The sequence below is a fragment of the Rhizobium cauense genome (genome assembly GCF_019511525.1).
Classification (GTDB): Bacteria; Pseudomonadota; Alphaproteobacteria; order Rhizobiales; family Rhizobiaceae; genus Rhizobium; species Rhizobium cauense.
The window spans coordinates 55,178-75,211 of sequence record NZ_JAEUAT010000024.1 but is presented as its reverse complement, the minus strand read 5'-3'; the positions used below and the strand labels follow the sequence as shown (position 1 = coordinate 75,211).

The window sequence follows — 20,034 nt, the reverse complement described above, 5'->3', positions numbered from 1 at the left end:
TATGCCCCTACGCAGCGCGCTTCGCGCACAGACCAGCGATTGCCACGCTGAAGTAGACACAATCTTTGGCCGCTTCGATCTGTCAAATCCGCAGCAGTACGCTTCCTTCTTGTCTGCTCATGCGCGGATTGTTCCGGTGGTGGAGACTGCCTTGGAGCGTGCCGGAATCCACAAACATCTTCCGGATTGGAAAGAGCGCAGTCGGCGCGACCTGTTGATGGCAGACCTGACTGACCTCAGGGCAAGACCACCGGTACTGCTGCAGCAATTTACTCTCCACGGGGACGCCCAGCTTTGGGGCGCCGCCTATGTGCTGGAAGGATCCAAGCTCGGCGGCGCCATGCTCGCCAAGGCAGTGCCGGGGGGCTTGCCCGCTCGATATCTGACGCCGAATGGTCCGCGCGGCAGTATCAAGGTCTTCATGGACCGCCTCGATTTAGCCGAGCTCGCCGATCCAGAAAACGCCATCTCCACCGCCCGCAGGGTATTTGGATTGTTTCGCCGTGCAGCGGAGCTGGAACTGGAGCCCGTTGCTTCGTGAGCGAGCCCAGTGAAAAGGTCGATCTGACCAACTGCGACCGCGAACCCATTCACCGACTGGGGGCGATTCAGCCATTCGGATTTCTGATCGTTGCCTCCACTGATTGGCTGGTCGTGCGAGCATCCGCAAATCTGGAGCAGTTCATCGGCATCTCTCACCATGACGTGCTCGGTCAGCCGATATCGAAGATCATTCATTCCCCAACCATGCACGTCCTGCGTAACCGCCTGACGATCATGCGCGGCCCTGACGTCGTGGAGCGGCTCTTCGGGGTGACACTGTCGGAAAATGGGCCGATCTTCGACATAGCAATTCACATCAGTGATGGTCAGGTTGTGATCGAGGCCGAGCCGTCGCAGGATGGCACTCAGGGTGGTTCGACGATGTCGATCCGCAGCATGATGGCGCGGCTCGACCAGGCCGACACACTGGAGGCGTTCTTCAGAGAGGGCGCCCGGCAGGCGCGAGCTCTGACCGGCTTCGATCGCGTCATGGTCTACCGTTTCGATGACAGCGGATCGGGCGAGGTCGTTGCTGAAGCGGCTCGCGCAGGGATCGGCTCATTCCTCGGCCTTCACTATCCGGCCTCGGATATCCCGGTTCAGGCCCGCGCGCTCTACATCCGCAATCTCTTTCGCATCATCGCCGACATTGATGCACCGAACGTACCCATCCTGCCCGAACTGGACGAACATGGCCGACCGCTCGACCTTTCCATGTCGATCCTGCGCTCGGTCTCCCCGATCCACATCGAGTATCTCAAGAACATGGGGGTCGGCGCCTCCCTTTCGATATCGATTGTGGTCGACGGCAAGCTGTGGGGACTGTTCGCCTGCCACCACTACTCCGCTCGCCTGCCCTCCTTCGAGCGGCGCACGACGGCGGAACTGTTCGGTCAGATGTTTGCATCGCGGCTGGAAAGCCGCGAGCGTCGCCTGGCGCTGGACTTCGAGACCAAGGCCCGGCGCATTTCAGACAGGTTGCTGACCTCCGTTGCCGACAATGCAAGCCTGCTTGACGATCCGACCTGGCTCATCGAAGCGCTTGCCGATGCCATCCCTGCCGATGGCATCGGCGTCTGGATCAACGGCCGCTCAGCACTGACGGGGATCACGCCGTCACAAACCCAGTTCGCGGCTTTGGTTCGGCTGCTCAATCGCAATGCTTCCGGCCGTGTTTTTGCAACCGACCACATTGCGAGCTTCTGGTCTGATGCTGACCCCAACAGCATCGTCGCCGGCTTCCTTGCCATTCCGATCTCCCGATCACCCCGGGATTACGTCGTTCTTTTCCGGCAGGAGATTGTCCGCACCGTTCGCTGGGCAGGCGATCCGCACAAGCCCTTGGAATATGGCCCAAATGGCCCTCGGCTAACACCGAGAAAGAGCTTCGAGACCTGGTCGGAGTTGGTCCGCGGTCGGTCCCTGCCCTTCGCACCAGCCGAACGCAGCGTCGCCGAAACCATTCGCGTGACGTTGATAGAGGTCGTGCTTCGGCTGACCGACGAAGCCAACGCCGTTCGCCAGCAGGCCAGTGAGCGGCAGGAAATCCTGATCGCGGAACTGAACCACCGTGTCCGCAACATTCTCGGCCTCATCAACGGCTTGGTCCGCCAGTCGCGAGGCACGACAGAGCACGTGTCCGATTTCGTCGACCACCTTGAGGGCCGTATACAGGCGCTTGCGCGAGCGCACGACCAGATCACCCGCGACCACTGGGCGCCCGCTTCGCTGCGCTCGTTGCTTCACGCAGAGGCGGCCGCTTATCTCGGCAAGAATGCCGCCCGTATTGTCATGCATGGCGGCGAAGCACTTCTGGCGCCACAGGCTTTCTCAACGACCGCATTGGTCGTCCACGAGCTTGTGACAAACAGCGCCAAGTACGGCAGCCTCAGCGACAGCGGCACCGTTGCAGCGTCCTGGAGAAAGGACGAAGCTGGAAATCTCCTGGTCGACTGGCAGGAAAGCGATGGCCCACCGGTTCGTGAACCGAAACGCCAAGGCTTCGGCACGACCATTATCCGCCGTTCGATCCCCTACGACCTCGGCGGCAAGGCCGACGTAATTTACGATCCGGCCGGACTGCGCGCGCATTTCACCATTCCGGCGAAATTCGTAACCTTTGCCACCGGGCCGGTTTCCACCGTACCCAGTCGCCATCACGAGCGCACCCAGGAGGTCCTGACACAGATCGCCAAGCAACCGCTCGCTGATATGAAGATCCTGCTGGTGGAAGACAATCTGGTTATCGCAATGGATGGCGAGGATATTTTCCTCCAGCTCGGTGCTGCCGAGGTGGCGCTGGCGTCGAATGTCGCCCACGCACTGGAGCTCATCGAAGAGCGGAATTTCGACCTTGCAGTGCTCGACGTGCATCTCGGTGACGAGACCAGCGAGCCCGTGGCGGCAAAACTAAGGGCGAAATCGATACGTCTGATCTTCGCGACAGGATACGGCGAAGCCATGGTCCGGGCCGGCAGCGCGGCTGACGTTGAATTGCTTCAAAAGCCCTACACGATCGAAAGTGTCGCTTCCCTGCTCGGCCGGATCATGCCAGCCGCCACATCATGAAGCGCTCGGCACCGGCTTGACCTTCAGCCCGTCGATGAACAGCTGCTCGAGGAAGCGCGCAGCGTCCTCGAAGCGGCCGGCGCCTGCGTGCTCCTGTCCAAGCACTGCTCTCACCTGAACATCGAAGTCGGCATAGTGCTGTGTCGTCGACCAGATCGAGAAGATCAGGTGGTAAGGATCACATTTGGCGATCTTGCCAGCCTTCGCCCAGGCCCGGATGACTTCTGCCTTCTCATCCACCAGCTGCTTCAATGGCCCCTTCAGCTCGTCCTCGACATGCGGCGCCCCCTGCAGCATCTCGTTGGCAAAGAGCCGGCTTTCGCGCGGGAAATCGCGCGCCATTTCGAGCTTGCGCCTTATGTAGCTACGGATCTCGCTCTCAGGATTGCCGTCGGCGTCGAAGGCCCTCAGCGGCTCAAGCCAGGTGAAGAGCACACGGTCGATCAACGCCCGATGCATCGCTTCCTTGGTGCGAAAATAGTAGAGCAGGTTCGGCTTCGACATGCCGGCGACTTCGGCGATCTGGTCGATCGTGGAACCGCGAAAACCGCTGACCGAAAACACATCGAGCGCGGCTTCGAGAATCTGCTCTTCCTTCTCTTCCTGAATGCGCGTGCGCCGCTGGGTTTTGGCTGCTCTCGGGATTGTCATGTCGACCTTGTTTTCCCCTTCAAATTCAACCGTTTCACTCAAGATTGGGCAAGCATGACACCTTGCCGCAAAAATCAGCAGATGCCGGTAATTTTGTCTGTATTTTTCCTGATTTTCGTCTTGAGCCCAGCGCCGGAAGTTGTAATGTTTACCAATCGGTCAAATTATCGATCAGATGCTAAACAAAGGCAACTGGCGATTTTCCGGCGCTAATAAAACAAACAAGCGCGCACGGATACTGACCACGGGAACAGGCGGACATGTGAATAACATGGCCGCAGAAAACAGGTGAGGATTTTGGACATGGTGGCAGCACCAGGCGAGAACATGCGCGTCAACGGGGACCGTCTTTGGGACAGCCTCATGGACATGGCAAAGATCGGCCCGGGCATTGCTGGCGGCAACAACCGCCAGACGTTGACGGATTCCGATGCCGAGGGGCGCAGCCTCTTCAGGACATGGTGCGAAGACGCAGGCATGACGCTCGGCATCGACAAGATGGGCACGATGTTCGCAACCCGTCCCGGCACCGATCCAGACGCCCTGCCCGTCTATATCGGCTCGCACCTCGACACGCAGCCGACCGGCGGCAAGTATGATGGCGTCCTCGGCGTGCTTGGCGCGCTCGAAGTCGTCCGTACGATGAACGACCTCGGCATCAAGACCAAGCACCCCATTGTCGTCACCAACTGGACCAACGAGGAAGGTGCGCGCTTTGCGCCTGCCATGCTCGCCTCCGGCGTCTTCGCCGGTGTTCATACGCTGGAATATGCCTATGACCGCAAGGATCCCGAAGGCAAGACCTTCGGCGAGGAACTGAAGCGCATAGGCTGGGTCGGCGATGAAGAAGTCGGCGCACGCAAGATGCACGCCTATTTCGAGTATCACATCGAGCAGGGCCCGATCCTCGAGGTCGAGAACAAGCAGATCGGCGTGGTCACGCACTGTCAGGGCCTCTGGTGGCTCGAATTCACGCTGACCGGCAGGGAAGCGCACACCGGCTCAACGCCGATGAACATGCGCGTCAACGCCGGGCTTGCCATGTCGCGCATCATGGAAATGGTGCAGACCGTGGCGATGGAGAACCAGCCGGGCGCCGTCGGCGGCGTAGGCCAGGTGTTCTTTACCCCGAACTCCCGCAACGTCCTGCCGGGCAAGGTCGTCTTCACCGTCGACATCCGCTCACCGGATCAAGCCAAGCTCGACGGCATGCGCGCCCGGATCGAGGCCGAAGCGCCTGCCATCTGTGAAGCGCTCGGCGTCGGCTGCGCGATCGAGGCGATCGGCCACTTTGCACCCGTCACCTTCGACCCGACGCTGGTTTCCCGCGTACGGAACGCTGCCGATCGGCTCGGCTACAGCCACATGAACCTGATCTCCGGCGCCGGCCACGATGCCTGCTGGACGGCAAAAGTCGCCCCCACGACCATGGTCATGTGCCCCTGCGTCGGCGGCCTCTCGCACAACGAGGCGGAGGACATCTCCAAGGAGTGGGCAACGGCTGGAGCTGACGTCCTCTTCCACGCCGTCGTCGAGACCGCTGAAATCGTTGCATAATCAAGGGCGGGGTCATCCCCGCCTTTTCTTTTACCAGCGGACGAAGAGCCGCGAGCAATCAATGCAAGGGAACTGATCATGAGCAAAGTCATCAAGGACGGTACCATCGTCACCGCGGACCTGACCTACAAGGCGGACGTGAAGATCGAGGGCGGCAGGATCGTCGAGATCGGCCCGAACCTTTCCGGCTCGGAGACGCTCGATGCGACGGGCTGCTATGTCATGCCCGGCGGCATCGACCCGCACGTTCACCTCGAAATGCCCTTCATGGGCACCTATTCCTCCGACGACTTCGAGAGCGGCACGCGCGCGGGCCTTGCGGGCGGCACGACCATGGTCGTCGATTTCTGCCTGCCGGGACCGGAGCAGTCGCTGCTCGAAGCACTGCAGATGTGGGACAACAAGACCAGTCGCGCCAACGCCGACTACTCGTTCCACATGGCGATCACCGGCTGGAACGAGCGCGTCTTCAACGAGATGGAGACCGTCGTCAAGGACAGGGGCATCAACACCTTCAAGCACTTCATGGCCTACAAGGGCGCCTTGATGGTGAACGACGACGAGATGTTCGCCTCCTTCCAGCGCTGCGCGGAACTCGGCGCCTTGCCGCTGGTCCATGCCGAAAACGGCGACGTCGTCGCGTCGATGACGGCAAAGCTTCTAGCCGAAGGCAACAACGGCCCTGAGGCGCACGCCTACTCCCGCCCACCCGAGGTGGAAGGCGAGGCAACCAATCGCGCCATCATGCTGGCCGACATGGCTGGCGTCCCGCTCTATGTCGTGCATACCTCCTGCGAGCAGGCGCACGAAGCGATCCGCCGCGCCCGCCAGAAAGGTATGCGCGTCTATGGCGAGCCGCTAATCCAGCATCTGACGCTCGACGAAAGCGAATACTTCGACAAGGATTGGGACCACGCCGCCCGCCGCGTCATGTCTCCGCCCTTCCGCAACAAGCGGCACCAGGACAGCCTCTGGGCCGGCCTCCAATCCGGCTCGCTCTCGGTCGTGGCGACGGATCATTGCGCCTTCACCACCGACCAGAAGCGCTTCGGCGTCGGCGACTTCTCCAAGATCCCCAACGGTACCGGCGGCCTGGAAGACCGGCTGCCGATGCTGTGGACCCATGGCGTCAATACCGGCCGCCTGACGATGAACGAGTTCGTTGCCGTCACCTCGACCAACATCGCCAAGATCCTCAACGTTTATCCGAAAAAGGGCGCCATCCTCGTCGGCGCCGATGCCGATATCGTCGTCTGGGATCCGAAGCGTTCGAAGACGATATCGGCCAAGTCGCAGCAATCATCGATCGACTACAACGTCTTCGAAGGCAAAGAGGTCACCGGCCTGCCGCGCTACACGCTGACACGCGGCGAAGTCGCGATCGAGGAGAGCACCGTCAAGACCAAGGAAGGGCACGGCCAGTTCGTCAAGCGCGAGCCGTTCCAGGCGGTCAACAAGGCGCTGTCGACATGGAAGGAACTCGTCGCGCCCCGCAAGGTCGAGCGCTCGGGCATTCCGGCGACGGGGGTCTGATCCTTGGCATCACTCCTGCACCAGCCGATCAAGCTCAGGAAGCAGAACGACGCTTTCCTGCTCATTCGGATCGGTGCGGGCGATGATCGCGGTGCAAGGGGTACTGCTGAGATTGGCGGGCAGATGCGGCACCCCGGCGGGGATGTAGAACAACTCGCCGGTGTGCACGACGACATGATGCTCCAACTCATCGCCGTACCAGGTGTGAGCCTCGCCGGAGAGCATGTAGATCGCCGTTTCATGCGCTTCGTGCAGATGCGCCTTGGCGCGAACGCCGGGCGGAATCGTCAGCAGATGCATGCAGATGCCCTTGGCGCCGACCGTCTCGGCCGCGATGCCTTCGAAGTAACTCAGCCCCTGCTTGCCGTCGTAGGCATGACTGGGACGCACAATGTGACAGGTGGGCTTTGATGTCGCGTCCATCGTCATCCTCCATGGACCTTGCCGGAACAATGAAAACAGCTACTCATACTATCATGCAAAGCGCAGAAGCGCGGGGAAAACAGGATACACAAGCATTGACGCAAGCTGCCTCCGTAGTATCCGCCAAGGACCTCTGTCTGACCTATGATGCCAGCGATGCTCCCGTGCACGCGCTGACAAACGTCAATCTCGACGTGCGCAAGGGTGACTTCGTCTCCTTCATCGGGCCATCCGGTTGCGGGAAGACGACCTTCCTGCGCGTGATCGCCGATCTCGAAAAGAAAACATCGGGCGAAATCACCGTCAATGGCATGACGCCGGAGGAAGCCCGCAAGGCTCGCGCCTACGGCTATGTCTTCCAGGCGCCGGCACTCTACCCATGGCGCACGATCGAGAAGAACATCGCCCTGCCGCTCGAGATCATGGGCTACGCTTCGGCCGACCAGAAGAAGCGCATCGCCGGCGCGCTCGATCTGGTGAACCTCTCCGGCTTCGAAAAGAAATTCCCCTGGCAGCTATCCGGCGGCATGCAGCAGCGCGCCTCGATCGCCCGCGCGCTGGCCTTCGACGCCGACCTGCTGCTGATGGATGAACCCTTCGGCGCGTTAGATGAAATCGTCCGCGACCATCTGAACGAAGAACTCCTGAAGCTCTGGGCGCGCACCAACAAGACGATCTGCTTCGTCACCCACTCGATCCCCGAGGCGGTCTATCTTTCCACGAAGATCGTAGTCATGTCCCCCCGGCCCGGCCGCGTGACCGATATCATCGATTCAACGCTGCCACGCGAACGCCCGCTCGATATTCGCGAGACGCCCGAGTTCCTTGAAATCGCCCATCGCGTGCGCGACGGTCTGAGAGCGGGGCACAGCTATGAGCATTGAGGTGCTGAACACCAAGACCGGTGCGCGGGGGTGCTCATGAAGGCGGACTCTCTGAAAGACAGAATCGTTCCCGTCCTGACAATCCTCGTGGTCTTGATCGCAGTCTGGTACGTCGCGGCAGTCCTGATGAACGCCTCCTTCCAGCGCGACATGGATCAGCGGGCAAACCAGACGCCCGGCACCATGGAATTCATCGAAAAGACGCTGTCGCAGCCGAAGCCATTGCTGCCTGCGCCGCATCAGGTAGTGCAGAACGTCTTCGAGAACACCTTCCTGCGCAAGCTCTCGAGCAATCGCAGCCTCGTCTATCACAGCTGGGTCACGCTCTCGTCAACGCTGCTCGGTTTCGGCTTCGGCACATTGCTCGGCATCGTGATCGCCGTCGGCATCGTTCATATCAAGGCGCTAGACCGCAGCCTCATGCCTTGGGTGATCGCCTCGCAAACGATACCGATCCTGGCGATCGCGCCGATGGTCATCGTCGTCCTCGGCGCCATCAACATCACCGGCCTGATCCCGAAGGCACTGATCTCCACCTACCTCTCCTTCTTCCCGGTCACGGTCGGCATGGTGAAGGGGCTGCGCTCGCCCGAGGTCATGTTCCTTGACCTGATGCGGACCTATAACGCGACGTCAGCGCAAACCTTCTGGAAGCTGCGGGTTCCGGCCTCCGTGCCGTTCCTTTTCACCTCGATGAAGGTCGCGATCGCGGCAAGCTTGGTCGGCGCCATCGTCGGCGAGCTCCCGACCGGCGCCGTCGCCGGTATCGGCTCGAAGCTGCTCGCCGGCTCCTATTACAGCCAGACGATCGACATATGGGCGGCATTGGTCGCAGGCTCGGTGCTGGCCGCAAGTCTTGTCGCCGTCGTTGGTCTTATTGCGAAGATCGTCGATCGCTCGATGGGCGGGAGGCCGGCATGAAGAAGATGTCCTTCTCCTGGCAAGGCGTTCTTGCCCTCTTGCTGACCGCGATCGCAATCATCACCTTGCCGCTCATGGCCGAAGGCGCGCCGGACCCCGTGTCACCGCTGACTGTCGGTCTGACGATCGCCCTGATCGTCGCCCTTGCCTTCGTTTCCTTCGCACGATTGCCGAAGCCATACATTGCCGCCGTCTTGCTGGTCGGCGCACATTGGGCGGCATGGGTGCTGCTCGCGGATGTGACCGGAAATGAAGGTCTGGCCACCAGATCCTTCTTCCTGCTGATAGCAGCCTGCTGGCTGCTTGCATGGCGCTGCGTTACCGAGCTTTCGGCAATGACGCCAGGTTCCAGTTTCGGCCGGTCGTTCCTGCGGCTGCTGATCCCGGCGATCTTCGGCGCCTGGATCCTGATCATCTGGGAAGCACTGACACGCGGCGCCGGCATACCTTTCGTTCTGCTGCCGCCGCCGAGCTCCATCGGCGCCAGGATCGCCGGTTCGCTGCCAATCCTGGCAGACGACGTACGTCAGACCATCTTCAAGGCAGTATTCGCCGGTTACATCATCGGCTGCGGCGCAGGCTTTGCCGTCGCCATCCTTGCCGATCGTGTCGCCTTCCTGCGTCGCGGATTGCTGCCGATCGGCAACATGGTGTCGGCGCTGCCGATCATCGGTGTGGCGCCGATCATGGTGATGTGGTTCGGCTTCGACTGGCAGTCGAAGGCGGCGGTCGTTACCATCATGACCTTCTTCCCGATGCTGGTGAACACAGTCGCCGGCCTCGCCGCATCCGGTCCGATGGAGCGCGACCTGATGCAGACCTACGCCTCCAACTATTGGCAGACGCTGCTGAAGCTCCGGCTTCCGGCGGCGATGCCCTTCATTTTCAATGCATTGAAGATCAACTCGACGCTGGCGCTGATCGGTGCCATCGTCGCGGAGTTCTTTGGTACGCCGATCGTCGGCATGGGCTTCCGTATCTCCACGGAGATCGGGCGCATGAATGTCGACATGGTCTGGGCCGAAATCGCCGTTGCGGCGCTCGTCGGCTCGATCTTCTACGGCGTCGTCGCCCTCGCAGAACGGGCGGTGACTTTCTGGCATCCGTCTATCCGTGGTGGCTAGGCGTCGCTTTATTCCCGCGAATGGGATTGGGGCATAACTTCAGAGGGAACAAGAAAATGAAAAAACTGATTGTTGCAATGATGGCGAGCGCGATGTCGCTCGCGGCAGCCCATGCAATGGCTGCAGACAAGGTGACGCTGCAGCTCAAGTGGGTGACGCAGTCGCAGTTCGCCGGCTACTACGTCGCCAAGGAAAAGGGCTATTACGACGAGGAAGGCCTCGACGTCACGATCAAGCCGGGCGGCCCCGACATCGCGCCGGAACAGGTGATCGCCGGCGGTGGCGCTGACGTCATCGTTGACTGGATGGGCGGCGCGCTGGTTGCCCGCGAAAAGGGCGTTCCGCTCGTCAACATTGCCCAGCCCTACCAGAAGTCGGGGATGGAAATGATCTGCCGCAAGGACGGCCCGATCAAGAGCGAAGCAGACTTCAAGGGCCATACGCTGGGCGTCTGGTTCTTCGGCAACGAGTACCCGTTCTTCGCCTGGATGAACAAGCTCGGCCTGAAGACCGAAGGCGGCGCCGATGGCGTGACCGTGCTGAAGCAGAGCTTCGACGTGCAGCCGCTGCTTCAAAAGCAGGCCGACTGCATCTCGGTCATGACCTATAACGAATACTGGCAGGCGATCGATGCAGGCTTCAAGCCGGAAGAACTGCTGGTCTTCAACTACACCGCCATGGGCAACGACCTTCTCGAAGACGGCCTTTACGCCATGGAAGACAAGCTGAAGGACCCGGCCTTCAAGGAAAAAATGGTCAAGTTCGTCAAGGCTTCGATGAAGGGCTGGAAGTACGCAACCGACAACCCGGATGAAGCCGCCGAAATCGTCGTCGACGCTGGCGGCCAGGACGAAAACCACCAGAAGCGCATGATGGGCGAAGTCGCCAAGCTGATCGGTGACGGCACTGGCAAGCTCGACACGACGCTCTACGATCGTACGGCCAAGGCTCTCCTCGACCAGAAGATCATCAACAAGGAGCCGACGGGCGCCTGGACGCACGACATCACGGACGCTGCTTCCAAGTAATCGGCGATGACAAGGGATGAAACGCGCGGAGCTTCCGCGCGTTTTGCTTTTTTGACGAAAAGTTCGCGTTCCATGTCGTATCGGACGTGGCTCGCACGTCATATGGAAGGGATGCTGGATCAACTATCGGAATGCTTGCATAACCGCACAGTGATTGATCTGCATCACAATGGTAATTATTGTGTTCCAATGAGGAATTATTTTCCGCCGGACTTGCGCGATGGGCAAATCGCTACCACGTACAAGTCGAGTTTGCCGAACGAGGGACTTCTTAAGTAAGGTCGGCAGGGGATGCGGAAATACTTCTGAGAACACCTATACGGGAACCGGCCATTCGCGAGCTGATGACACCGCGCGAGTCTGGCCGAGCAAAACTGGATGACGACGCATGGCACGCACGCCTGTTAAAATACTTCGCGCCTCCACCCTGCTGATCGCGGCAGCTGTTGCCTCAGTGGCATTTGCCCAGGAACAGCCGGTTGCAAAGCCACAACAGAACCTGCCTGCTATCGTCGTGACCAAGGCGTCAACCCGCACACTCGTCGACCGCGTCGTTGCAACGGGCACCGTCAAGGCCGTCGAGGAAGTCTACATTCAGCCGCAAGTCGAAGGATTGTCGATCCGTGCCTTGAACGCCGATGTCGGCGACCGGGTGCAGGCGGAGAGCACACTCGCGACCTTGAATGACGACGCGCTCATCCTGCAGAAAAGCCAGATGCAGGCCACGAAGGCCAAGAACGAAGCTAGCCTTGCGCAGCTTCGCGCCCAGCTGATCGAAGCGCAGGCCAATGCTGAGCAGGCGCGCCAACAGCAAGCGCGCGCCCAGGAAATGGGCAAGAAGGGAACAGTATCGACCGCGACAGTCGAGCAGGCGGACGCTGCCGCCGCTTCGGCAAACGCACGCGTCGATTCCGCACAGCAGGCAATCCAGGTCGCAATTGCCGATATCAAGGTCACCGAAAGCCAGATTGCCGATGCCGATCTCAAGTTGGCGCGCACCGACGTCAAGACGCCGGTTGGCGGCACCGTGGCTGCAAAGAATGCCAAGGTTGGAGCCATTGCGCTCGGCACCGGCGATCCGCTCTTTACGATTATTCGCGACGACAAGATCGAGCTGGTGACGGAAGTCGGCGAAAGCGACATCGTCAAGATCGAACCTGGCCAGAAGGCAACGCTCTCGCTCTCCGGCAGCCGTGAGAAGATCACCGGTTCGGTGCGGCTAGTCTCGCCGACCGTAGATCCCGTCACGCGCCTCGGCCTGGTCCACATCCTGATCGACGACAGCAGCAAGGCCCGTTCCGGCATGTATGGCAGCGCCGATATCGTCGTGCGCACGACCGAGAATGTGGCCCTGCCCGTATCGGCCGTGCTGACGAGCAGCGAGGGCTCCTCTTCGCGCAAGGTCGAGGACGGCGTCGTGAAATTCGCAGCGGTTGAGACGGGCATCCAGGACGGTGCCTATGTCGAGATCGTAAAGGGATTGAAAGCTGGCGACGAGGTCGTAGCCAAGGCGGGCGCCTATGTCCGTGATGGCGACCGCATCACGCCGGTCCGTGAACAGCCACCGGCTTCCAACTGAGAGACGACCGATGAACTTTTCAGCTTGGTCTATCAGAAATCCAGTAGCACCGCTTCTGGTGTTTGCGCTTCTGCTTTTCGTCGGCATCCAGTCTTTTAACAAGCTGCCGATCACGCGCTTCCCGAATATCGACGTTCCGCTCGTTTCCATCATCGTCACGCAAAGCGGCGCTTCGCCTGCCGAACTTGAGATGCAGGTGACGAAGGAAATCGAGGACGCTGTTGCCAGCATAAACGGCATCGACGAGATCCAGTCGACGGTGACAGACGGCCAGTCGCAGACCGTCGTCATGTTCCGTATGGAAGTGCCGACAGAGCAGGCTGTTCAGGACACCAAGGACGCCATCGACCGCATTCGCAGCGATCTGCCTGCAAACGTCGAAGAGCCGATCGTCTCGAAGATCGACGTCGAGGGCCAGGCGATCCAGACTTTCGCTGTCTCGTCGCCCGACATGACGCTCGAAGAGCTCTCCTGGTTCGTCGACGACACGATCAAGCGCGCCCTCCAGGGCCAGGCCGGCATCGGTCGCGTCGACCGTTACGGCGGCGCCGAGCGTGAAGTGCGCATCGAACTCAACCCGGACAAGCTGAATGCCCACGGTATCACCGCCGCAAGCGTGAACCAGCAGCTGCGAGGCACCAACGTCGACCTCGGTTCCGGTCGTGGTCAGGTGGCAGGTAGCGAGCAGGCAATCCGCGTGCTTGGCGATGCCCGCAACGTCGCGGAACTCGCCAATACCACGATCGCCCTGCCGAATGGCCGTTTCGTCAAGCTGTCCGACCTCGGCGCCATCAAGGACACCTATCAGGAGCCGAAATCCTTTTCGCGCTTCGACGACACCCCTGTCGTTACCTTCGGCGTGTTCCGCTCGAAGGGCGCCAGCGAAGTCAGCGTTGCGGAAACCGTCGCAAAGAGCCTCGAGAAGGTGCGCGCTGAAAACCCCAACGTCGGCATCGAGCTGATCAGCGACTCCGTCTACTTCACCTACGGCAACTATGAAGCGGCCATCGACACGCTGATCGAAGGCGCTGTGCTTGCGATCATCGTCGTTTTCCTGTTCCTCCGGAACTGGCGCGCAACGCTGATTTCAGCCGTCGCGCTACCGCTGTCGGCGATCCCGACGTTCTGGATCATGGACCTGATGGGTTTCTCGCTGAACCTCGTCAGCTTCCTCGCCCTGACGCTCGCGACAGGTATTCTCGTCGATGACGCGATCGTCGAGATCGAGAACATTGCCCGTCATATCAAGATGGGCAAAACGCCCTATCGCGCCGCCATTGAGGCCGCGGACGAAATCGGCCTCGCGGTCATTGCCACGACATTCACGATCATTGCCGTCTTCGTGCCGGTGTCGTTCATGCCCGGCATTCCCGGCCAGTACTTCATTCAGTTCGGCCTGACGGTTGCCTTCTCCGTCTTCTTCTCGCTCATGGTGGCACGCCTCATCACACCGATGATGGCTGCCTATCTCATGCGTGCGGAAGATGGCATGGAAGACCATCACGACAATGATGGCCTTTTCTTCCGCGGCTATACTCGCCTCGTGCGTGCCACGACCCGGCGCTGGTGGACCCGTTACGCGACGCTGCTTGCGGCGATCGCTTTCCTCGTTGGCTCCGTCATGTTGCTTGCGCAGGTGCCCGGCAGCTTCCTCCCGCCGGAAGATGCATCGCGCATCGTGCTGTCCGTCGAGCTGCCGCCGAACGCGACGCTCGACGATACCGACGCGACGACGAATGCGATTTACAAGGACGTCAAGGATATCGACGGCGTTGAAAGCGTCTTCGTCCTCGGCGGGGCGTCTCCGAAGGGAGACCTCGAGCTGCGCCGTGCGACCGTTACGCTCACGCTCCACAAGTTAGACCAGAGGCTTTCGAAAAAGCTTGTCGATGATTTCCTTGGGAAACTGCCGATCATCGGCCCCTATCTGCCGAAGGTGGAACCGAATGGCCGCGTTCGCCCACAGTGGGATATCGAGAAGGAGGTGTTCACCAAACTTCGCCATATCCCTGACGTACGTATCCTGAAACTCAACGATCGCGGCGAGCGTGACCTGTCGTTCAACTTCCTCTCGAAGAACGAGAAGGATCTGAACGATGCTGTCGGCATTCTTGAATCGAAACTGCGTGCCGACCCGCTGCTGGCGAACGTCAGTGCAGAAGGCGCCCTGCCGCGTCCGGAACTGCAGGTCCGTCCACGCAAGGACCAGGCTGCCCGTCTCGGCATCACGCCGCAGCAGATCTCCGAAACGATCCGCGTCGCCACCATCGGCGATATCGATGCGGCCCTTGCCAAGATAAACCTGGACGATCGCCAGATTCCGATCCGCGTGCAGGCATCGCTGGACATGCGCCGTGATCTTGCCGCCCTCCGAGCGCTGAAGATCCAGACCGCGAGCGGGGGTACTGTGCCTCTCTCCACGGTCGCCGATATCGACTATTCAGAAGGCGTCAGCTCGATCAAGCGCAACAATCGCTACCGTGTCGTGTCGATCGGGTCCGATCTGCCGCAAGGCGTGGCACTCGATACGGCATCCGCTCGGTTCCGGCAGATTGTCGATGAGGCCAAGATCCCTCCGACGGTCCAGCTGGCAGAAAGCGGCGATACGAAGGTCCAGACCGAAATGCAGCAGAGCTTCGTCAACGCCATGTTGATGGGCCTGATGCTGGTACTGACAGTGCTGATCCTTCTCTTCAAGGACGTGATCCAGCCCTTTACCATCCTGTTCTCGCTGCCGCTTGCGATCGGGGGCGTTGCCGTCGGACTGCTGCTCACACAGAACCCGCTCTCAATGCCGGTCATGATCGGCATCCTGATGCTGATGGGTATCGTGACGAAGAACGCCATCCTGCTGGTCGACTTCGCGATCGAGATGCGCCATCGCGGCATGGAGCGGGTGGAAGCCATGGTCGAGGCAGGCCGCAAGCGCGCCCGACCGATTATCATGACCTCTATCGCGATGTCCGCAGGCATGCTGCCGTCGGCGCTCGGCGTTGGCGAAGGTGGCTCGTTCCGTGCGCCGATGGCGATCGCAGTGATCGGCGGCATTATCGTGTCGACCGTGCTTTCGCTGGTCGTCGTGCCCTCGTTCTTCCTCATCATGGACGACCTGTCCCGCCTGCTTGCCTGGATGTTCGGTCGCCTCGTGGGCAGGAAGGACAAGGAAGATCTGGCGCTTTCCCGCGAAGAACTGACGCAGGCCGTTGGTGCTCTCGAAGGCCGCGTGACGGCGATCGAGACCCCGGAAGGAAAGCGCGGGAAATCGGGCAATGTCGTTCGCCTGCCGCCTTTCGCAGCGGAATAGCCGCCAATCAAAAGCCGGGTTCAGCCCGGCTTTTTTATTGATCCACATTTGATCGAGATCAAGTTCTGAACCGCATCTCCCGGTTACCCTTGCCAACATCAGGTAGGGGCGGCACCCGCCGCGCCACAGGGAGAAACAAATGACCAGAGCTTTGAAACTGAGCGGCGCGCAGCGTGCGGTGCTTGGTGGTGCCTCGATCGCTTCCGGCCTTGATCGGCAGGAGCAAGACGCTCTCATGTCTTGCGCGGTCGCGGTGCGTTATGAGCCGCATGACGTTCTCTTCTACGAACACGACAAAGCACGCTATTTCTACTGCGTACTGAGCGGCTATGTCCGCCTCTATCGTGGGTCGGAAGACCAAGAAGCCGATATCCGAATCTGCGAGCCGGGCGACAGCTTCGGCGAATGCCTCGTGCTTGAAGGACAAGGATACCATTACAGCGCCCAGGCGATGGAACACGCCATCCTCGCCCGGTTTGATCTCACGCAGGTCAAGGCTCTGCTAGACGCGCAACCGCGAATCGGCAGCGCGATCGCACGCAGCCTCACGCAACATTTGCTGGCGACTATGGATTGCCTGGCGCGAGATCGTATGCAGACCAGCCAGCAGCGCGTCGCACACTACCTGCTGACGCATTGCACCAACGAAGGTGCTCGGGCAACTCTGCGCCTGCCATTCCAGAAGAGTCTTCTGGCGCGCAAGCTCGGGCTGGCACCAGAAGCGCTGTCGCGCGCCTTCTCAGCGCTGCGCGGCTCGGGTGTCACGGTCAGCGGCCGCGCCATAGCGATCGCCGACGTCGACACTCTCAGGCAGGTCTTCTAGCCTAGAGGCCGCCCTGCTCCTTCAGGAAGCTGACGATGGAGTTCACTCCATCGCCACGCTTCATGTCGGAGAACACGAAAGGCCGTGCCTGGCGCATCCTGGTCGCGTCGCGGTCCATGACATCCAGGTCCGCGCCGACATAGGGAGCCAGGTCCTTCTTGTTGATAACCAGAAGATCGGACTTCGTAATGCCCGGGCCGCCCTTACGCGGGATCTCCTCACCCTGGCACACGGAAATTACGTAGATCGTGATATCAGCGAGGTCTGGAGAAAAGGTCGCAGCCAGATTGTCGCCGCCCGACTCGATGAAAACGACATCAAGATCCGGAATCCGTTCGCTGAGGCCAGCGATAGCCTGAAGGTTGATGGTCGCATCCTCACGAATTGCCGTATGCGGGCAGCCGCCTGTCTCGACGCCAACAATCCGATCCGATGGCAAAGCCTGCATACGCATCAGCGCCTCGGCATCCTCAGTCGTATAGATGTCGTTCGTAACAACGGCGACCGAGTATTCGTCACGCATAGCCTTGCAGAGCTTCTCGGTCAGCGCTGTCTTGCCGGAGCCGACCGGCCCACCGATACCCACACGCAGGGGTCCGTTTCCTGATTTCATGTTCTGAACTCCAATAGCAGCTGATGATAGCGCGCCGCTTCCGGAGCGACCACCGGCAAATAGCGCAGATCGTGACGGCTCACGACCGAAAGAGCCGCGTCGACTGCGTCTCGTGGCGCAGCGACATGATGTCGGCCTGGATCGTTGCCGAGCCAAGATCGTCCGCAGTTGAAGCGGCTGCCCGTTTGGCGACATCGGCGATGTCGCGCTCAAGGCCCGCAAGAACGGCAACGCCATCCTTTTGCCCGGCAACGCCGAGACGGATCCCCGCGGAAACCAACTGCGAAAGATAGGCATGCAGGAATGCCGCGATCGCCCTTTCCGCCGCAACGCCATGCGCGCCCGCAACGGCGCCGATGGCGACCGGATATGCCACGTGCCGCGGCAATCGATCGAACACCTCATCCGGCCACGCGCGGGCAGCGGAGAGAAACGCGTCGCCAAGCAGCATGGTTTCCTGATGACGTTCACGCGATCCCGCAAGCGCTTCCGCGAGTTCCGCGAGTTCGCCAAGGCGCCCTTGCTGCCCAAGGCAGCGATGGCTCTCCGCGAGGAGAATGGCGTCATTCCAGACAGCCCCACGCTCGATCAGGTTCGATGCCCAACTCGCAAGGGAATGAGCATCGGTGACCAGCCCATCGTGAACGGCGCGCTCCAAACCGCCTGAATAGGCGAAAGACCCGACCGGGAAGGCCGGCGACAGCCAGGCCATCAGCCGCAGCAACGCCTGCAGATCAGCATCATCAGTCATATCGGCTCAGTCGTGCGAGTGATGATGATGTCCGTGGTCATGACCATGCGAATGATAGGCGCCGCGAGCCGGCTGGAACGGCTCGGCAACTTCCCGTACCGTCGCACCGAGCCCTTCAAGCATGGAGCGGATGACATGATCTCGCAGGATGAGAATGCGGTCTTCCTCGATCTGTGCGCCGAGATGCCGGTTGCCGAGGTGCCATGCAAGTTCAATCAGGTGCAGGCGGTTCCGGCCTTTGACCTCGAAGAGCTTCTCGTCGGCGGCCACGATTTCGATAAGCTCGCCGTCGTCGAGAACCAGCATATCGCCACTTGCAAAAAGAACCGGCTCCTTGAGGTCGAGCATTACCATCTCGCCGTTCTCGAGATGAAGCAGCTTCCTGCGCAAGTGTCGCAGATCGTGTGGCAGGACGACTTTGCCGATCGGGTTGGATGATGGCGTGCCGGCAGGGAGATAGGAGGTAACGCGTTGCATGACATGTCCATTTCGCTTGAGAGTGCGACCATGCAAAATACCCCCGCGCGATGCAAGAGGAATGAAGCGACTCCGCCGCTTCCAGCGCTCCTCAGGCTAGGCGTGCCTCGTCGCAAATAGTGTTAATCTCGCGCTCCTCAGATGAATGCCTACGCCAGCCAGGATGCAGCCCCTCGTTCTCATGCACGACTCGGTTGCGACCGAGCGCCTTTGCCAGATAGAGCGCCTTGTCTGCCGCAGAATAGGCTCCCTCCTTGCTCCGCCCCTCGCCGAGTTCGGCAATCCCTGCGGAGACGGTTATGGCAACCACGCAATCGCCTGCGGCGACGGGCTGGCCCGCCAGATGAGCGCAGACCGACCTCACTCTTTCTATCCGCTGCTCCTGCGACCCACCGACGACGATCGCTCCGAACTCCTCGCCGCCCAACCTTGCTGCTGCCGAGCTTCCCGCGAAGGCGGCCGCCAGGATTGCGGATACCGCCACGATCACAGCATCACCGCAGGCATGGCCGAAACGATCGTTGATGGCCTTGAAGCGATCCACGTCGAAGATCGCCAGGCAGGCGTTTTCATCGACTTCCTCCAGTGCCTCGGTAAAGGCTCGCCGATTGAGAAGACCTGACAACACATCAGTGCGACTAAGCTGCTCGAACTCCGCACGCGACACGCTGAGCTGATGCATCGCATGACCCGCCACCAGCGACAACACACTCGAAACGGCACCACCGATAAGCCATGACAACAAGACGCCATAGACAACGCCATGGGCGAGCGGAACGGGCAACATCCCCATCCAGCTGAGCGGAGGCAAGATGAGCGTAATCACGACGGACGACAGCGTCACCGCGAGGAAGCTCATCTTGAGAGCAAACACATAAATTGTGTGGCGATCCTGGAAATCGCCAAGCTCAGCCTGGAGTGAAATTCTCATGCGAATCGACCTTCTTGCGCGCCGCCAGGCACATTGCTTAGAGGCCAACTCCTGCCGAGGTCTTAAGTGATTTGTTAAGATTTGAACGAGTTTGGTGAATTGGTCGTTGTTCAGAAAGTGCCCAAAAAAGCTACGTCTTCTACAGCGAAACAACTCATGAGAATGAAATCATAAGACGCTGTTTTTACGCTATCTTTTACGAAAGGCTTATAGCGATGTTCCATTATGGGCAGGCCGCCTCAAGGTGGAACATCGAAAAAATAAAAACAACCTAAGGAAGATTCATACTTAACGTGGGACGTTAGGACCGACCGGGCTCTGACG

17 protein-coding genes are annotated in these 20,034 nt (G+C 60.4%); 11 read left to right on the top strand and 6 right to left on the bottom strand.

The window, feature by feature from the left end; translation table 11 throughout:
• The first annotated feature begins 1 nt into the window (after position 1).
• Positions 2-541 (top strand): biliverdin-producing heme oxygenase, encoded by a 540-nt coding sequence (locus tag JNB88_RS29715; RefSeq protein ID WP_220358591.1) that lies wholly within the window; start codon positions 2-4, stop codon positions 539-541.
• Positions 538-3,111, top strand: coding sequence for an HWE histidine kinase domain-containing protein (locus JNB88_RS29710; protein ID WP_220358590.1), 2,574 nt, complete (start codon positions 538-540; stop codon positions 3,109-3,111). Before JNB88_RS29715 ends, JNB88_RS29710 begins: the two co-directional genes overlap by 4 nt.
• Here the strand turns inward: JNB88_RS29710 and JNB88_RS29705 are convergent.
• Complete coding sequence (locus JNB88_RS29705; protein WP_037137166.1) at positions 3,106-3,762, bottom strand: TetR family transcriptional regulator C-terminal domain-containing protein; 657 nt, start codon at positions 3,760-3,762, stop codon at positions 3,106-3,108. The genes JNB88_RS29710 and JNB88_RS29705 overlap by 6 nt on opposite strands.
• Positions 3,763-4,065: 303 nt before the next feature.
• Here JNB88_RS29705 and JNB88_RS29700 point away from each other — a divergent pair, with 303 nt between their 5' ends.
• Both JNB88_RS29700 and hydA read left to right on the top strand, forming a co-directional pair.
• Positions 4,066-5,319, top strand: coding sequence for a Zn-dependent hydrolase (locus JNB88_RS29700; protein WP_220358589.1), 1,254 nt, complete (start codon positions 4,066-4,068; stop codon positions 5,317-5,319).
• A 78-nt stretch (positions 5,320-5,397) separates the two neighbouring features.
• Complete coding sequence (gene hydA / locus JNB88_RS29695; RefSeq protein WP_220358588.1) at positions 5,398-6,852, top strand: dihydropyrimidinase; 1,455 nt, start codon at positions 5,398-5,400, stop codon at positions 6,850-6,852.
• A 9-nt stretch (positions 6,853-6,861) separates the two neighbouring features.
• On the opposite strand, the gene JNB88_RS29690 is transcribed toward hydA, so the two are convergent.
• Positions 6,862-7,275 carry a cupin domain-containing protein gene (locus JNB88_RS29690; RefSeq protein ID WP_153271138.1) on the bottom strand — a complete coding sequence of 138 codons (414 nt, stop codon included), beginning with the start codon at positions 7,273-7,275 and terminating at the stop codon, positions 6,862-6,864.
• A gap of 53 nt (positions 7,276-7,328) precedes the next feature.
• On the opposite strand from JNB88_RS29690, the gene JNB88_RS29685 reads away from it, so the two are divergent.
• The 7 genes from JNB88_RS29685 (at position 7,329) to JNB88_RS29655 (ending at position 16,938) form a co-directional block, all read left to right on the top strand.
• Complete coding sequence (locus tag JNB88_RS29685; protein WP_194273701.1) at positions 7,329-8,159, top strand: ABC transporter ATP-binding protein; 831 nt, start codon at positions 7,329-7,331, stop codon at positions 8,157-8,159.
• Positions 8,160-8,195: 36 nt separating this feature from the next.
• Positions 8,196-9,080, top strand: coding sequence for an ABC transporter permease (locus tag JNB88_RS29680; protein ID WP_220358587.1), 885 nt, complete (start codon positions 8,196-8,198; stop codon positions 9,078-9,080).
• Positions 9,077-10,204: an ABC transporter permease gene (locus tag JNB88_RS29675; protein WP_220358586.1), complete on the top strand. Its 1,128-nt coding sequence runs from the start codon at positions 9,077-9,079 to the stop codon at positions 10,202-10,204. Before JNB88_RS29680 ends, JNB88_RS29675 begins: the two co-directional genes overlap by 4 nt.
• A 56-nt stretch (positions 10,205-10,260) precedes the next feature.
• Complete coding sequence (locus JNB88_RS29670; RefSeq protein WP_037137159.1) at positions 10,261-11,232, top strand: ABC transporter substrate-binding protein; 972 nt, start codon at positions 10,261-10,263, stop codon at positions 11,230-11,232.
• A 388-nt stretch (positions 11,233-11,620) separates the two neighbouring features.
• On the top strand, positions 11,621-12,811 hold the full coding sequence (locus tag JNB88_RS29665) for an efflux RND transporter periplasmic adaptor subunit (RefSeq protein ID WP_220358585.1): 1,191 nt from the start codon (positions 11,621-11,623) through the stop codon (positions 12,809-12,811).
• A gap of 10 nt (positions 12,812-12,821) precedes the next feature.
• The gene (locus tag JNB88_RS29660; RefSeq protein ID WP_220358584.1) at positions 12,822-16,115 is read left to right on the top strand and encodes an efflux RND transporter permease subunit; all 3,294 of its coding nucleotides are present in this window, start codon (positions 12,822-12,824) and stop codon (positions 16,113-16,115) included.
• A 139-nt stretch (positions 16,116-16,254) separates the two neighbouring features.
• Complete coding sequence (locus JNB88_RS29655; RefSeq protein ID WP_220358583.1) at positions 16,255-16,938, top strand: Crp/Fnr family transcriptional regulator; 684 nt, start codon at positions 16,255-16,257, stop codon at positions 16,936-16,938.
• A gap of 1 nt (position 16,939) precedes the next feature.
• On the opposite strand, the gene ureG is transcribed toward JNB88_RS29655, so the two are convergent.
• From ureG to JNB88_RS29635, 4 genes are all read right to left on the bottom strand, one after another.
• On the bottom strand, positions 16,940-17,551 hold the full coding sequence (gene ureG / locus JNB88_RS29650) for an urease accessory protein UreG (protein ID WP_037137155.1): 612 nt from the start codon (positions 17,549-17,551) through the stop codon (positions 16,940-16,942).
• 79 nt (positions 17,552-17,630) lie between these two features.
• A complete protein-coding gene (locus JNB88_RS29645) occupies positions 17,631-18,302 on the bottom strand; it encodes an urease accessory protein UreF (RefSeq protein ID WP_220358582.1) in 672 nt (223 codons plus the stop codon).
• Positions 18,303-18,308: 6 nt separating this feature from the next.
• Entirely contained in the window at positions 18,309-18,779 is a 471-nt protein-coding gene (ureE, locus tag JNB88_RS29640; RefSeq protein ID WP_220358581.1) for an urease accessory protein UreE, read from the bottom strand.
• A gap of 91 nt (positions 18,780-18,870) precedes the next feature.
• Complete coding sequence (locus tag JNB88_RS29635; protein WP_220358580.1) at positions 18,871-19,710, bottom strand: GGDEF domain-containing protein; 840 nt, start codon at positions 19,708-19,710, stop codon at positions 18,871-18,873.
• Between the last annotated feature and the right edge of the window lie 324 nt (positions 19,711-20,034).